General features: G+C 70.1%; 12 protein-coding genes and 1 pseudogene. 3 read left to right on the plus strand and 10 right to left on the minus strand.

The genetic code is table 11. The features are described 5' to 3' along the window. Positions 1 to 7 precede the first annotated feature (7 nt). From HS104_40540 to HS104_40580, 9 genes and pseudogenes are all read right to left on the minus strand, one after another. Positions 8 to 904: a hypothetical protein gene (locus tag HS104_40540; protein ID MBE7486246.1), complete on the minus strand. Its 897-nt coding sequence runs from the start codon at positions 902 to 904 to the stop codon at positions 8 to 10. Between the two features lie 4 nt (positions 905 to 908). After that, positions 909 to 1,355: a biopolymer transporter ExbD gene (locus tag HS104_40545; GenBank protein ID MBE7486247.1), complete on the minus strand. Its 447-nt coding sequence runs from the start codon at positions 1,353 to 1,355 to the stop codon at positions 909 to 911. A gap of 3 nt (positions 1,356 to 1,358) precedes the next feature. Next, complete coding sequence (locus HS104_40550) at positions 1,359 to 2,099, minus strand: MotA/TolQ/ExbB proton channel family protein (GenBank protein MBE7486248.1); 741 nt, start codon at positions 2,097 to 2,099, stop codon at positions 1,359 to 1,361. Between the two features lie 330 nt (positions 2,100 to 2,429). Beyond that, a complete protein-coding gene (locus HS104_40555; protein MBE7486249.1) occupies positions 2,430 to 4,646 on the minus strand; it encodes a hypothetical protein in 2,217 nt (738 codons plus the stop codon). Positions 4,647 to 4,703: 57 nt separating this feature from the next. After that, positions 4,704 to 6,161: an HAD-IG family 5'-nucleotidase gene (locus HS104_40560; protein ID MBE7486250.1), complete on the minus strand. Its 1,458-nt coding sequence runs from the start codon at positions 6,159 to 6,161 to the stop codon at positions 4,704 to 4,706. A 44-nt stretch (positions 6,162 to 6,205) separates the two neighbouring features. Further along, positions 6,206 to 7,276: a dipeptide epimerase gene (locus HS104_40565; protein ID MBE7486251.1), complete on the minus strand. Its 1,071-nt coding sequence runs from the start codon at positions 7,274 to 7,276 to the stop codon at positions 6,206 to 6,208. Positions 7,277 to 7,313: 37 nt separating this feature from the next. Further along, entirely contained in the window at positions 7,314 to 8,786 is a 1,473-nt protein-coding gene (locus HS104_40570; protein MBE7486252.1) for a hypothetical protein, read from the minus strand. Further along, the gene (locus HS104_40575) at positions 8,786 to 11,164 is read right to left on the minus strand and encodes a thrombospondin type 3 repeat-containing protein (GenBank protein MBE7486253.1); all 2,379 of its coding nucleotides are present in this window, start codon (positions 11,162 to 11,164) and stop codon (positions 8,786 to 8,788) included. The genes HS104_40570 and HS104_40575 overlap by 1 nt, the downstream gene beginning before the upstream one ends. After that, a pseudogene (locus HS104_40580) lies at positions 11,045 to 11,689 on the minus strand (trypsin-like serine protease). The gene HS104_40575 and the pseudogene HS104_40580 overlap by 120 nt, the downstream one beginning before the upstream one ends. Positions 11,690 to 12,064: 375 nt before the next feature. Between HS104_40580 and HS104_40585 the strand changes: the two are divergent. From HS104_40585 to HS104_40595, 3 genes are read left to right on the plus strand one after another with little or no spacing between them, the layout of a single operon-like run. Then, the gene (locus HS104_40585; GenBank protein MBE7486254.1) at positions 12,065 to 12,778 is read left to right on the plus strand and encodes a gamma-glutamyl-gamma-aminobutyrate hydrolase family protein; all 714 of its coding nucleotides are present in this window, start codon (positions 12,065 to 12,067) and stop codon (positions 12,776 to 12,778) included. A gap of 13 nt (positions 12,779 to 12,791) precedes the next feature. Beyond that, entirely contained in the window at positions 12,792 to 13,433 is a 642-nt protein-coding gene (locus HS104_40590) for a hypothetical protein (protein MBE7486255.1), read from the plus strand. A gap of 12 nt (positions 13,434 to 13,445) precedes the next feature. Continuing rightward, positions 13,446 to 13,772 (plus strand): hypothetical protein, encoded by a 327-nt coding sequence (locus HS104_40595; protein MBE7486256.1) that lies wholly within the window; start codon positions 13,446 to 13,448, stop codon positions 13,770 to 13,772. Between the two features lie 18 nt (positions 13,773 to 13,790). Here HS104_40595 and HS104_40600 read toward each other — a convergent pair whose 3' ends face one another. Next, entirely contained in the window at positions 13,791 to 14,939 is a 1,149-nt protein-coding gene (locus HS104_40600; protein ID MBE7486257.1) for an acyl-CoA dehydrogenase family protein, read from the minus strand. Positions 14,940 to 15,313 lie beyond the last annotated feature (374 nt).

Genomic DNA, 15,313 nt, shown 5'->3' on the forward strand with positions numbered 1-15,313 from the left:
GGGGGCCTCAGCGCGTGAACCGGACCGGGAACGGGCTGGTGGTCTTCACCACCGGCTGCCCTTCCTTGTCGACCCCGACGTTGTATTGCATGCGCATCGCGCAGCTCTTCGCGAGGCGACCGAAGCCGTGCCCGGGGTCGGACAGTACGTTGACGCTCTTGGCCCGGCCGTCGGTGCCCACCGTGACGCTGATCATCACGGTGGCGTAGTCGATTTGATCGAAGTCGGCCTCGGGAGGGAACCCGCAGTTCCAGCTGCGGCTCGTCGGGGTGGCGGCGCGTGACGCATCTTTTGCCCCGGCGCCCGTGCCCGCCGGGGCCGCGCCGGGCTTCTGACCCTTGCCGCCTTCGGTGCCGCTGGGGCGAGCCTTGGGATCCTTCACCGCAGTCTTCGAGGTACCCGCCGCTGCGGTCGTGCCCCCGGCGAAGCGGTCGCTGGTGCCGCTGATGAACCCCTCGCCGGTCAGATCGACGGGCTCGTCGGGATCGGGCTCCTGCGTCAGCACCTTGCCGGCCTCCGCGGCCGCCGGCGGCGGCTCGCCCGCCTTCGCCTCGGGCGCCGCCTCCTGCTTGACCTCCGGCGCCTTCTCGACGGGCTCCTCCTTCTCGGGCTCGGCGGTGGGCGCCGGCGGGGTCGGCGGCTCGGGCGGCTCCGGCAGCTCGATGTCGTAGGAAGCCTGACTGCGCTCGAGCACGAGCATGCGTACGTTCTCCGCGAAGGCCCCGACCTCGAACAGCGCCGTCGCCATCTGGACCACGACCAGGGCGTGCACGAGCGCCGCTCCGACCAAGCCCACCGCGATGCCCAGCGGGAGCTCGCGGTCACCCAGCTCGAGCACGCGCGAGAGCGGGTCTCGGGTCTCGCGCGCGAACACCGGGGAGCCAGGCTGGGCGATGGCGCTCATGGGGTCATTTCGGCTTCGTGGTGTCGACCGGTACCCCCTCGCCTGACGGTGACACTGCGAAAGCGATCTTGGCCACGCCTGCTCGCTTCAGCAAGTCCAGTACGTGGATGACGCGTCCGTGCTCGACCTTCTTGTCGGCGCGGATCACGGTGCGAAGGTCCTTGTTCTTGGCCTTCGCCTCCTTGGCGAGGCGCGAGATGTCCTCGTCGCTGCCCACCGCTTTGGAGTCCACCACGGTCTTGCCGTCGGCGGAGAGCTCCACGCTGAACACCATCTGGATGTCCTCGCCGCTGGCCGCTTTGGGCAAGTCCATCGGCATGCCCTGAGACACGATGATCTTCGCGGTCACCATGAAGATGATCAGCAATACCAGCGTGACGTCCACCAGAGGCGTCACGTTGATCCCGCTAATCAAGCCGTCGTCGTCGTCACCACCACCAGCAGCGCCCATCGCTCACTCCTCGTCGCTGTCGCGGCTCTGGCTCTTGTCCTTGCCCCTGGCAGGGGGATCGGAGCGCCGTGTGGCGATCGCCGGGGCGAACCCGGCCTCGACCGCCGAGAGGTGCGAGAGCAAGACCCGGGTCAGCGCGTCGGTGTTGGCCAGGATGGCCTTGGAGTGGCGCTGGAAGACGTTGAACATCACCACGGCGGGGATCGCGACGGCGAGGCCGACGGCCGTGGCGACCAGCGCCTCGGCGATGGCGTACATGACCTCCTGCGGCGCCATCGCGCCGGTGGTCTGGGCCGTCACGTTCTGGCGGCTCAGCGCTTCGAAGGCCTGCACCACGCCGATGACCGTGCCGAACAGCCCGATGAAGGGCGCGTTGTTGCCGAGCGTGCCCAAGAACGCGAGGCGCCGCTCGAGCTTGATGCGCTGAAGCGCCTGCGCTCCTTGCATCGCCTGCTCTGCCGCGGTCGCGCCGCGGTCTGCCTCGAGCAGGCCGGCGGACACCACCGCCGCTTCGGCGCTGGGCGACGACTCCATGCGCTTCTTGGCGCCGTCCAGATCGTTCGCGCGCAGGCGCTCCCGGAGGTCGTGGGCCAGCTTCGCGAGATCGTCGCGGAGCGACCAATAGAACCAGGCGCGCTCCAGCATGACGGCGACCGAGAGCACGCTCAGCACGACGAGGAGCCACATGACCCACCCCGCACCGAAGTTGGTCATCAGCCGTTGTAGCCACGAGACGAGATTCATAGCGATTGTCCTTGGACGCGCGTTCGACGCGAGAAGAAGGCGATATCTTTAGTGCCGATCCGCGGTCGGGCCATAGCCAAAGGTGAGACTGGCCGCGAATTTGGCAGTCTTGCCATGATCGGATCACGGTCATCAAGAGCGGCGAAAACCCACGGAAACCGCCGGCGGGGCCGGCGGATGCCTCTTCACGCCAGGGGATGAGTCGCGACTTTCTGGCAGGTCACCCCTTTGGAGGGAACCTCCGGGCCAGGTTCTCGCGGCGGGTTCTTCGCGGCGTGAAGGTGCTCGAGGCAAAACTAGCAGCTTTGATGCCAGTTCCGCCAGCTCGGCTCACCAGAGCTGGACCTCGGCGAGCCCGCCGCCCACGCCTTGCCAAGTCTCGACGCTGACGCGCACCCGGTCCACGACGACTCCCGACAGCGAGACGCCCGCGTTCTGCTGCGTGAAGGTCAGCTCGCGGCTCTCCACGAGCTGACCCTCACGGAAGCTCTCGACCCGCACCTGCCGCGAGCCGAAGTCGCCGTGCGGGGGGTTCGTGGCGTTGACGAGCACGACGTGGCGCACACTCAGTGGTTTCTCCGGACGAACGTCGAGCCAGCCCTTGGTTCCCGGCGGCGCGAGCCACTCCGTTTCGAGGCGACCGTCCACGGCGTTCTCGGGGCGATACCAGTCGTTCTGCCCGCGCTCCGCGTAGTCGGAGGCGCCGGCGGCGAGGGCCAGCTTGGGACGCTCCGGCGGGAGGCGAGGGCCCGGGCGCGCCGCCCGAGCGTAGCAGGCGACGGCGCAGGCGGCGCCCGCCGCGAGCGCCAGCGCGCGCCGGCGGCCGTCGCGCACGCGGAGCAGCACGGCGACACCCGCGAGCCCGCATAGCGAGCCGAGGGTGCCCCAGGGCAGCGACGCGGGGGCGTAACGCACCACCACGCGGTGCGTGCCCGGCGGCAGCTCCACGGCCAGGCGCCCCGCGTCCACGGCGACGTCCCCCAGCGACGCGCGCCAGCCGGGAGCGTAGGTCTGGTTGAACACGACCCGCCCGCCGATCGGGAGCACCACCTCCGCGAAGGCCGCGCGCGTGCTGCGACCTTCGGTGACCACGCTGCCCAGCGGGGCGACACGGGCTTGATCCACGTCGCCGGCCCAGAGCCCTGGGGCGGGCTCGTAGCCCATGCCCGTGTAGCACCAGCCGCTGCCGATCTCGTCGGTCGGCGCCTGCGCCCGCGGGGGGTAGGGGCTCGGCGTCTTCGGCGGCGCGACGTCGCGCAGGTGGTAGTGGCCGCCGGTGCCGGCGAGCAGCGGCGCGAACTCCCAGTGGCCGTCGAGCACCGCGCGGTGCTGCAAGACCACCGGCGCGCCCAGCGCGGCGGCCAGCAGCCAGGGCGCGAGGGCGGCGTGTTCGCGCAGGCGCTGGAGCCAGCCCCTCTCCGCGGCACGCGCCTCGAGCCAGTCGAGCCCGGCGCCGGCGAGCAGCGCCAGGAAGAACGTCACCGCGAACAGGAAGCGCGACGGCACCTGGAGCGAGCCGAACACGGGCAAGCGCCGGAGCAGCGGCCACGGCGCGAAGCTCGCGAAGTCGCCGAGCGCGAGGCTGGTGAAGAGCAGCAGCGGGACGAGCAGTCGAAGCCGAGTGCGCTCCGCGGTGAGCGCGCCCACGAGCGCCAGGAGAACGACCCCGGCGCCGACGTAGGCCCCGTATTCGACGCGCGCGTAGGGGTGCCCGGGCTCCTGGACCAGATCCGCCGCCCGGTCGAAGTGGGTGAGGAACCCCCAGAGCTCGCGCAGCGAGATCGCGTCGAGCTGAGGTCGGTGGCGTGGATACCAGAGCAGGTGCTCGATGATCGGCACCAGCCGGAACGCCGAGAGCAGGAGCGCGAGCAGCGCCGAGACGCCGAGCGCGGTGGCGAGCTTTCGTGGCTCGACTCGCCGGGCGAGAGCGAGCAGCGCGTCGAGGCCGAGCAAGAGACCGAAGTACGGGAAGGCGTAGACTCCGCCGGCGAACAACGCCAAGGCGAACACCAGCGCGCAGAGCGCCGTCCAGCGCGGGTCGCGGAGCGCTCGCCGGAAGCCGAGCAGGAGCCAGGGCGTCAGGTAGAACGCGACGAAGCCGCCGTGCCCGGAGCCGACGTGCCAGGCGAAGAAGCCCGAGCCCGTGAAGACCAGGGCCGCGAGGGCCGCCGCGGCGGGACCGAGCCCCTCCTCGCTTCGGGCGAAGCGATACATGCCGGCCAGCCCCGCCGCGGCGTGGAGCAGGATGAAGAGCTTCAGCGCGAGGGTCGAGCCGAAGACGAAGGTCAGAAAGTAGATGGGGTGGAAGAGCTGCGACTGCGGATCGCCCCACTCCGGGATGCCGCCGCACTGATAGGGGTTCCAGAGCGGCAGCTCCCCGTAGCGAGACAGCGCGACCTGACCGAGCTCCCAGGAGTGATGGAAGAACTGGTAGTCGCCGAAGCCGGTGGCGAACGGCCGCTCGAACAGCTCGCTGAACAGCCCGAGCAAGAGGCCGAGCGCCGCCGCGCCCTGGGCGAGCAGGCGGAGGCGACTCGGCGCGGCCATCGAGCGGCGAAGCTACACCGGGTTCGGACTCGGCGGGAGTATGCCGCGAAACCCGAATCAGAGCTCGTGCGGCATCAGATCGTGCGGCGAGCGGAAGAACTGAGCCGGCGAGTACGCGAGCAAGCTCGAGACCCGGCGCATGTAGATGTCCGCGTAGGTGGCGACCTGGAGGCCGAAGCCGCTCATCTCGTTCTCCTCCTTGAGCAGCGAGCCCCAGTAAGGGTGGAAGGTGCGATCGACGCGCTCGTGCAGGAGCGCGTGCTCCGAGTCGATGCGGCGGAGCTCCGCTCGCAGCCGGTCGATGGCGCGCTTGACCCGCGCCCGGTCGGCGACCCGATCCGCGCCGTCGCCGTTCGTCGCCTTTCCCAGCTCCTTGAACTGAGTCTGGTAGAAGCGCAGCTCGTCCTCGATCTTCTCGCGCTGCTCGTACAGCTCGCGGATGCGCGAGAGCTCGGTGGCGCAGCTCTCCAGCGCGGCGATCTCTGCGTCCAGCTCCTGGATGATCATCGCGGTGCGCCACGACGTCTCCTTCTTGGAGCGCAGGATGTCGCCGTAGATGTGATCGCCGACGTAGAGCACGCTCGAGCCGCGCACGCCCACGAGCCGCTCGAAGTCCTCCAGGTTGCCGTTCTCGTAGATGCGGCCGCGCTCCAGGCCACCCTTGACCGGGCGGGTCGTCTCGCCGTCGCGCTCGACGAACGGCCTGCCCTCCTGGAACCAAGACGGCTTCTGCGCCGCGCAGATCACCACGTCGAAGTAGTGGTGCCAGCTCGGGTACTCGGCCATGCCGCTGCCGAGCAAGTAGGTCATCACCGCTTCGGTGTAGGCGTGCGGCGAGTTGGTCAGCAAGAACAGCTTCTTCCCCGCGGAGCGGAACTTGTGCAGCGTGCGGGCCAGCTCGGGATCGCGCCAGATGTAGCGCGGGAAGTCCGCGGTCACGTGGGCGTAGACCGAGCCGTCGCGGTGCGCGTCGTCGATGGACAGGCGCACGTCGCTGAACAGCGTGGCGTAGTCCACGTGCTCGCCGCGCCGCTCGAGCACGTCCACGATGGCCGAATACGCCGTGACCTCCGAGAGCGCGAACAGCGTGTCGATCCAGTGGTAGCGCGGCGTCTGGGGGCGGATGCGCTTGTGGTGGTAGAGCTCGTCGAGCTCGTCCCGCGCGAGCAGGCGGAGGCCGTGGTAGCCCTTCAGCACGCCCTTGTGGCGGTCCATCTTCAGCACGTGGCCGAGCTTCTTGTCGACCAGCAAGCCCCGGATGGGGAAGCGGGCGTCGTAGCTCAGGTGCTTGAGGTAAGCCGGGTAGCCGCGGCGCACCAGGCGCTCTGCCGTGAGATCGATGCTGATCGCATCCATCTGCTCCTGGTTGTAGATGGCCAGCGTGTAGTCCATGTCGAAGCCCACCCACTCGATGCCCGAGAGGCGCAGGTTGCGGTTGACGAACACGCGATCGGCGCGCGGGATGCCGACGCCTCGGCCGTTCTCGGTGACCACCCCGGGCAAGGGCAGCAGCAGCTGTTTCGGGTGGGGGGGCAACTCGGTCGAACCCTAACAGTATCTCAAGTCCTGCTCACGCCGTGCCCAGCCTGGATCGCCGCCAGGGAGAGCCGGGGTCCGCGCTGCTCGTAGCCCCCGGCGAGGGGACGGCTCGCCATGAACAGCGGGGTGTCCAGATCCACGAAGGAGAAGCCGCCGAGGCCCGCGGCGAAGCAGGCGGAGGTGGTCATGCAGAGCTCGGTCTCGACCATGCCGCCGACCATCAGGCCGAGGCCCGCGGCGCGCGCGGCCGCGACCATGTCGAGGGCCTCGGCGAGGCCGCTCTTCATCAGCTTGACGTTGACCACGTCCGCCGCGCGCTCGCGGGCCAAGACGGCCACGGCCCGCGCGTTCTTCGCGCTCTCGTCCGCGGCGACCGGGATCCGTCCCTGCTCGCGCACGCGACGCAGGCCGTCCAGGTCGCCGGCGGCCGTGGGCTGCTCGAACAGCACCACGCGCGAGCTGCGCGGGCCGAGCCCTGCGACCAGCGCGAGCGCGTCATCGGCCGAGAGCGCCGCGTTCGCGTCAAGGATCAGCCGCGCGCGCGGCGCGGCGTCCAGGATGGCGTCCAGCCGCGCGAGATCGACGTCGAGCGTGGCGGCGCCGATCTTGGCCTTGAGCGTGGCAAATCCGTCGCGGTCGGCGCGCTCCGCCGCCAGCCGCGCTTCGTCGACGCTGCCGGTGACCAGCGTGAGGTCGGTGACCAGCGTCGTCTCCGCGCCGCCGAAGAAGGTCCAGAGCGAGAGCCCGCCGCGGCGGCAGAGCGCGTCGAGCAGCGCCGTCTCCACCGCGCAGCGCGCCGCCGGCGCCCCCGGCGCGAGCTCGGCGAGCTGCGCCGCGACCCGGCGCCAGCGCCGCGCGTCCTGCCCGACCACCACCGCGCGCATGCTGTCCAGGGTCGCGAGCGTCTGCTCCTGGGTCTCGCCGCTCACCGCGGGGAACGGCGCGGCTTCGCCCAGCCCCCGGGTGCCGTCCTCGAGCTCCAGGCTGACCAGCACGTTCTTCGCCGTCTCCTGCACGCCGCCGGCGATGCCGAAGGGCGTCGTGAGCCCGACGTCGAGGGCCTCGGCTCGAAGCTGGGTGATGGCGAGCATGTCTGGCTAGCGTACCGCATCACGCGGCCGAGCCGTGTCAGTTCAGCGGTTGCCCGAGGGTGTCGAGCTTCGCCAGTTCCAGCCTGACGATGCGCTTGGAGACCCACGGGTCCGTGTTGCTGGCCTCTTTCTCGGTCACGTAGAGGTGGGTCTCCGTGAGCGTCCAACCGTCCGAGTGCAGCGCGAACCCCGGCCGCGGATCGACGCGCCAGAGCTTCTGAGTGGACGGTCGCATCACGAAGAGCGAGACGTTGGTCACCACGCCCGGGGCCGAGAGCTCGCCGAGCTGGACGGCGGCGTGATCACCCCATGCCCGGATGAAGCTGCCCGTGCGGCTGAAGAAGAGGCCGGGGAAGGGCGGGCCCTCCACGGGCTTCACCCCGGAGGCCGAGTAGACTCTCGGTGCCGTCCAGAACCAGCTCTTGGGCGCGCCGGAGCTGCCCTCACATCCGCCGTTGCCCGCCATGGCGTGGCCCACGATGGTGGTCGAGGTGAGCGCGACCGTACACGTCTCGAAGGGGACGGGGTCCAGGAGCGTGCGCACGCCCTTGCCGTCGGGCGCCCAGCCGCGCAGGCGCTCGGAGGTGCTGGTCGGGTAGTCCGTCCAGGCCGCGAGGTTGCCTTCGCCGCTCCCGCGGCGGGCGTTCGAGGGCGCCTCGAGGGTCGTCCACTCGTTTTTCTTTGGGTCGAGGAGCGCCCAGACTCCGCCCTTGCCGGTGTCGAACACCGCGCCCGGCGGTTCGTCAACGTCCCACTCCACGAGGCCCGCGGGGAGCTCACTCCTGAAGCGAGCGGGAAGGGACCACGTCCACTCACCTGGGCCGAGCGGAGCCGTCGCAGTCAAGATGCGACTCGGGGTTCCCCCGAAGAAGACGTTGGACCGCGCGCTCTCTCTCCCGTTGCCGAAGCCACACGACGTCTTCTTCACGTCGCTGATACGGCGCTGGACAGCGGCGACAGAAGCGCCGCTCGTCAAGTCGAGCAGGCGGCGAACGGAGTAGGCGTGGGTGCCTTTCACGCCTTGATCGATCGCCAAGAGCGCCCGCGTCTCCCCCTGCACCCTATGCGTGCTCCCCACGCCGTACCACGCGCCCTCGCCGAGCCCCTGGACCAGGTCGGCCACGGAGCACCCGTCGCCGCAGCCCTGCCAGTCGAGAGTCGGGAAGGCGAGCTTGTCCCCGGCCGCCTCGAAGACCTTGCAGTAGGGATGGGTAAACTCCGTGCCCGGCACCGGGCTCCAGATGTTCGGATCCGCGAGCCAGGCGTGCTCCGGCGCCAGGGCGGGATCGCCGCCAGCGCCGGCAGCACCGCCGCCGGAGGTCCCGCCGGAGCCCCCGCCCCCGCCCAGCCCGCCCGAGCCACCCCAGACGAGGACGTCCGCGGCGTCCGCACCGCCGGTCGCGGCGTCCGGCCGGGTCGCCTCCGAGGGGCCATCGCCGCACGCGCCGAACGCCAGCGCGAGCGTGAGCGCTCCCGCACCGCCACTCGCGACGACGGTTCGTAGGCTCATCACAGCGAGCATGGGGAGTGGCCGTGGAACAGGTCCGGCGAGAGCGTTCGATACGAGAGCTTGCCCTTCCACTCGACGGCGACGATCGGCGCGTCGTCGCCCATGACGGGTTGACCCAGCACGCGCCCCGGCGCCGCGAGGACGCCGTCGAAGGAGGCTCCGGAGGCGGCTGGTCGGAGTCGCCAGGCCGTGAAGGCCTTGGGCTTCCGCGCGACGAGCAGCAGCGAGCCGTCTCCCGAGGCCACCAGCCACACGCGCTCGTGAAGGCCCGCGTACGGCCAGCTCGCGAGCTCGGCGGACAGACCCGAGCGCACGTCGTAGCGCACCAGCCGCGCGCGCGGCGGCTTCGAGGGATTCACGTCCAGCACGTAGAGCGCCCCGACCGCCTGGTCGTACGCGGCCGCCAGGGTCGATCCGGAGGGCTGGTGGCCCGCGTATGGCGTGACCAGATGCCACGAGCGCTCGGTGACGAGGTACCGCCAGATCGTCCCGGTGGCGTCACCGTCCTCCGCGACACCGCCGACCATGTAGACCGCGTCCTCGAGGCCCGAGTACAGCGCGGCGAAGCCCGTGCGTGCGCGCGGTGCGCTCGGCGGCTCCGTCTCCTCGTTCGCCAACGCCAGCGCCGGCCCGGTCCGGGTGCCGCCGATCAGGCCGGTGGGCGTGGTCAGGACGGGGGAGATCGGGCTGAGCGGCGTGAACGCTCTTGGAAACCCGACGGCTTGCACTCCGCGCCGACCGGCGGCGAGGCGCACCCGCCGCGCCGGCTCAACCGGCGAGAGCCAGAGCTGGCTTTCGTCCCGGATGAGCTCGGCCACGCCGCCGGCGACGTCGGCGGACAGGTCGTACGCGGTGCCGGGTCCCACGATGAGCCCGACGGAGCCCGGCTGGTCCGAGCTGAGGAGCGCGGGCGCGACGAAGCCGTCCGCGAACTCGAAGAGCTCCGGGTCGTGAAGGTAGAGCTTGGGGTTCAGCCAGCGCAGGCAGTCCGTCAGCTCGCAGACGGGAATGACGAGGGGGATGTGCGGCTTGATCGTCACCGCCGGCGTCTTCACGAGCTGGAAGACGTCGCGCAGCTTCGCGCTAGCGTCCCGGGCGCTCGCGATCGGACCGAGCGTCGTCGTGAAGAACGCGCCGTGCGTGCGGCAGGAGAGCGGGTCGAGCGTGCACGCGGCGGCGGCGCCGGACACCTTCCCAGAGATGAGGTCGGCGCGCCAGCGCCAGACGGCGTTCAGGGGGCTCCCGGTGGCCGGACTGAAGGGGAAGCTGAACGGGGTCGCTCCGCTGGCATCGAGCAAGGGGAAGCCCGCGGTGCTGGTGAGCGTGGGGATCCGCCACTCGGAGAAGGTGGGGGAAGCGGGGTCGTCCCAGCGGCAAATCCCGCCTTGAGCGACGCAATCTTGGAGCTGCAGCTCGGCCTCTCCGGCCACCGTTTGATCGATACAGCTGCAATGCCGGTACGCCACCCGCTCGCTGACCGGCGGTGGGGTCGAGCCATCTTCGTTCCGCCCGAGCCAGCGCTCGCCCGGGAGGACCACGACGTTGTCGGGACCAACGCCGTCGGTCGTGTCCAGAGGTCCGCTGATGACCTCCGGCGTCTGTGGCGGCAGCCGCACCACCGGCGTCGCGTCGCAGTCGTCGGCGCGCGACTCGAGAACCTGCAGGCCCACCTTCTCCCGGTCCTCGGCGCGGTCGTTGGAGTTCAGTGACGACTGATTCGGGAAGGCGCAGGTGTCGCAGGCGTCGGGGATCTCGTCGTCGTCCTGATCCGCCGGCTCGCTACAGCGCGCCGGCACCGCGCCGCCGTTCCCGGGGATGCAGAACCCGGCGAACCCTGCCTGGCAGTCCGCGTCCGTCGAGCAGCTCGGGTTCTCGTTCGGCAGCGGGCAGAAGTCGCAGCCGTCCCCGACGCCGTCGTGGTCCTGATCGCCGACCGACGGTCCGTTCGGGCAGAGATCGCAGGTGTCGCCGTGCCCGTCGCCGTCGGCGTCTTCTTGCCCGGGATTCCGGCAGTGGACCTTCGGCGTGCTCGGCGGCAAGGCCGCGCAGGTCGATGGCGGGCAGTTGTCGCAGACGTCCCCGACCTCGTCATGGTCGTCGTCGGTCTGGTCCGGGTTCTTCACCGTCGGGCAGTTGTCGACCGCCGAGGGCCACCCGTCCTCGTCCGGATCGCCTCCGAGCGCGTCCAGCAGGAACTGATGGTTGGCGGCCTTTGGCCCGATGTCTCCCGCGGGCGCCCATCTGTCCGGCTCGAAGCCGTGCGTGACGCCGACGAGGACACTCTGGTTGGTCCAGTCGGAGAGGTACAGCGGGCCTCCGGAGTCACCTCTGTTGACCTTGGCGAGCGCCTGAAGTGCAGGGGACACCCAAACCGGCATCTCGCCCCACCCTGGTTGCAAGTGCGGCTTCGACGCGCCAAATCGGCGCGTGCCTATCCCGGCCCCCGGGACCGTGTAGCCCCAGCCGACCACCAGGCCTTTCGACGAGAGCTTGCCGGTGTCCTGCGCCTCCTTCAGCGAGCCGAGGAACAGCCTCGGCAAGCGTTCGACGACGGACACGGGAACGTCCTGCGCAAGGGTTCCGACCGCCAGGTCGATGGAGTCACGATTGACGTCGCTGCAAGTCCACTTCGGGTGCAGAGCAACATCGATGAAATTGGTGACGAAGCCTCCGCCCTGGCCGCTCGGCAAGAAGAACTCGACCAACGTCCAAGGCACCCCAGTGTTTGGCGCGTCGCAGTAGCAGTGCGCGGCGGTCAACACCTTATTGCGCGCGATCAACGTCCCTGAGCAAAAGACCTGGCCGCCCCCCCGAAGGGCGCCGACGGGGCTGCGGTCGGTGCCCGTCGAGTTCATGTCCACCGAGGTGGGTCCACCGAGCTCTTCGCTGGACGCCGAGGTCATGCTCTCACGCGGCGTGCGCGACTCGTTGCCGCAGGCGATTGCAGACAGCGCCGCCACGAGCGTCAGGCGTGCTGCGTGCTGCGTGCTGCGTGCTGCGTGCTGCGTGCTGCGTGCTGCGTGCTGCGTGCTGCGTGCTGCGTGCTGCGTGCTGCGTGCTGCGTGCTGCGTGCTGCGTGCTGCGTGCTGCGTGCTGCGTGCTGCGTGCTGCGTGCTGCGTGCTGCGTGCTGCGTGCTGCGTGCTGCGTGCTGCGTGCGCATGGTCACACCTCCCCGAGCTTCGGATGAATGATACCGAGCATCAGCTGGGCCCGCAAGCAGCAGCTCGCCTCGAGTCCGTGCTCATGTGCCGGAACGCGGCTAGAGTACACCACACCCATGCGCCCGCTCGGCATCCTGCTCACCGGCGATCCCGTTCCGCGGGCGCGCGCGCTGCGTGGCAGCTTCGCCGACATGATCCGGACCACGGCGGGCGACGCCTGGACCGGACGGTGGCTCGAGCTCGACGCGCGGAGCGCGGTGCCCTGGCCGGAGCTCGCGGCGCTGATCGTGACCGGGTCGAGCGCCAGCGTGACCGAGCGCGCGCCCTGGATGCTGGAGGCCGAGGCGCGCCTGCGCGCGCTAGTGACCGCGGGCACGCCGGTGTTCGGCATCTGTTTCGGTCACCAGCTGCTCGGTCAGGCGCTCGGCGGTCGTGTCGCCGTGAACCCGCGCGGCCGTCAGATCGGCACCGTCGAGGCGGAGCTCCTGGGCGAGGACGCGTTGCTCGACGCCGGCCGCCGCCCGTTCCGCGTGAACACCTCGCACCGTGACGTGGTCTCGGAGCTGCCGCCCGGCGCGCGCGTGCTCGGCCGGACGCCGCGCGACCCGCACGCGTTCCTGCGCTTCGGCGAACGGGTGTTCGGCGTGCAGAGTCACCCCGAGTTCGACGCGGTCACCATGCGCGCCTACATCGAGGAACGCCGGGAGATCCTCGGCGCCGAGGGTTTCGACGTGGAAGCATTGCTCGCGGGCGTCGACGACGCTGTGCCCGGAGCGAGCATCTTGAAGCGGTTCGTAGCGAGCGTCGCGCGCGCGCCGGCGATGGGATAGAGTCGCCTCCGGCATGCTTCGACGTTGGGGGCTCGCTACACTCGCACTACCGCTGCTGGTCGCCTGCAAGGGGGAGCCGAAGGTGCTCGAGCCCCGCTCACCGCCACCGCGCTCGCCGCCGCCAGTGGCGTTGCCCGCACAGCCCACCCCGGCTGGCATGGGGCGCGTGGTCCTTCACGGTACCGACGGCCCGCTGCGCGTCAGCGCTCGCGCCGACGTGGCCTTCGTGCCGCCGGGCATGAGCGTGCCGCCGACTCGGACGGGCGAGCTGTGCGTGACGCCCTGCGTGGTGGATCTGCCGCACGGGCACTACCGCCTGTTCATGTCCAGCGCCGACGGAACCTACGAGCAGAGTGACACCGACGACATGGTCGTGCGGGACGGCGTGAACTACCACGTGCGCGCGCCGGGCAAGTTCGTGCCGCCGACCTGGATCCCCGTCTTGCCGACGGTGATGATGGTCGCCGCGACCGCTGCGGTGCTGGGTGGGGCTTCCTTGATGAGCGGGGACGACGACTCCCAGAAGACCACGGGCGGCGTGCTGATCGGCGTGGGTCTCGCGGTCGGTATCGGCGGTGGCCTGCTCTACTACGACGCCTCGAGGGGCGCGCGCCAAGACGGCGCGACGACCCAGTGGAACGTACCTGCGCAATAGAGGAGACGGAAAATGGAGATCGCGAGAGTCGTCAGGCTGGTGTTCGGGGGCTCGCTGCTCTTCCTGCTGAGCTGTGCCACCAATTTCACGGGGAGCCCGCACGTCGAGGGCGGTCGCGCCGGCTGCGAGAAGAAGTGCAAGGCGCAGGGAATGGAGGTCGCCGGCATGGTCTACATGGGCGAGTACTCCGACGCCTGCGTGTGCTCGGTGCCGGGCCAGACCGCGGGGCACCACAAGAAGCTGGTGGCAGCGGTGGCCGGGGCTGGCGCCGGCGCGGCCGGGGTGGTCTTGCAGATGCGGCGCAGCGACGACAACAACCGCGCCGTCATGCTGCACTGAGAGTAGAGGCAGCTCTCTCTACACGTTCGCGCTGAAGCTCGGCAGCTCCGCGTAGCGCGCGACGTGATACGCATCGTCGCCGAACAGCGTGGCCAGGATGTGCATGCGCTTGAAGTACAGGCCCACGTCGTGCTCGTCGGTGACGCCGATGCCGCCGTGGAGCTGAATGCCCTGGCGCGTGACGAAGGCACCGCTCTCGATCACGCTGGCCTTGGCGGCGCTGATGGCGCGGCGGCGCTCGTTCGGATCCGGGTCCTCCGCCTTGATCATTGCCAGCATGGCCACGCTCTTGGTGAGCTCGGTCTCGACGAACATGTCCACGGTGCGGTGCTGCAAGGCCTGGAAGCTGCCGATGGGCACGCCGAACTGCTTTCGCTCCATCAGGTAGTTGCGCGTCATCCAGAGCACGGTCTGTAAGATGCCGCTCGCCTCGCACACGGTGGCGGCGGCGCCGAGGTCCATCAGCGCGTCGAGCAGCGGACCGGCCTTGCCGGCCTCGCCCAGCAGGCGATCCTTGCCGACCTCGACGTCGGCGAGCTCGATGAAGGCGCCCTTCTGCCCGTCCATCATCTGCACGCGCTGGAGCTTCACGCCGGGCAGGCTCTGATCGATCACGAAGAGTGAGATGCCGTCGGCGCTGCCCGCGTCGCCGCTCGTGCGCGCGGTCACCACGATGTGGTCGGCGGCGTGGCCGTTCAGCACCCAGCGCTTCTTGCCGCGCAGCTTGAACCCGGCGCCTGCCGCGTGGGCGTGGGTGCGGATGCACGAGGCGTCATGCCGGCTCTGCTCCTCGTTCCAGGCCAAGGCCAGGCTCTCCGCGCCGCCCAGGCTCGGGGTCAGGAAGCGCTCGATCTGCTCCGGCGTACCGGCCTTGGCAATGGCGCTGCCCGCGACGAGCAGCGGGATCACCGGCTCGGGCACCAGCGTGGTGCCGAGCTCCTGCAAGATGAGCCCGGCCTCCACGAAGCTCATGCCCATGCCGCCGGCGCTCTCCGGGAACATCACGCCCAGCCAGCCGAGCTCGCCCATCTTCTGCCAGACGGCCTTTTCCCAGCCCAGGTCGCTGTCGCGCAGCTTGCGCATGCGCTCGACGGGGGATTCTTTCTTCACGAACTCGCGGACGGTGTCCACGAGCATCGACTGATCTTCGGTGAGCTGGAAATCCATGGGGTCACCAGGTTCTGGGGTTCAGGCGGCAGGCCAGGGTTCAGGGTTCAGAGACAGTGGCCCAGGCGGGGAGGGGCACAGGCCCCGGGCCTCAGGCAATCAGGATTCAGCAATCAGGACTGGGTTCAGGAATCAGGAGTCAGGAATCACGTTTCAGGTCGCAGGCCACAGGCTCGGCTGGGCTTTGCAGAGCGTCTCGGCCGCAGGCCGAGCCCGCCACGACTTCATCGGTCTTGTCAGGAGCAGATCACGGAGAGCCAGAGTGAGGAGAGTGAGAAAACCGGCCCGGACCGGCGCCGGCTGTTCGGCCGGTGGGGAGAGTGGCGAGGCGTTGAAGTGGTCATCGGAGAGAGAAGAAGCAGACTCGGATGCGG

This window comes from Polyangiaceae bacterium, from assembly GCA_015075635.1.
Taxonomy (GTDB): domain Bacteria; phylum Myxococcota_A; class Polyangia; order Polyangiales; family Polyangiaceae; genus JADJKB01.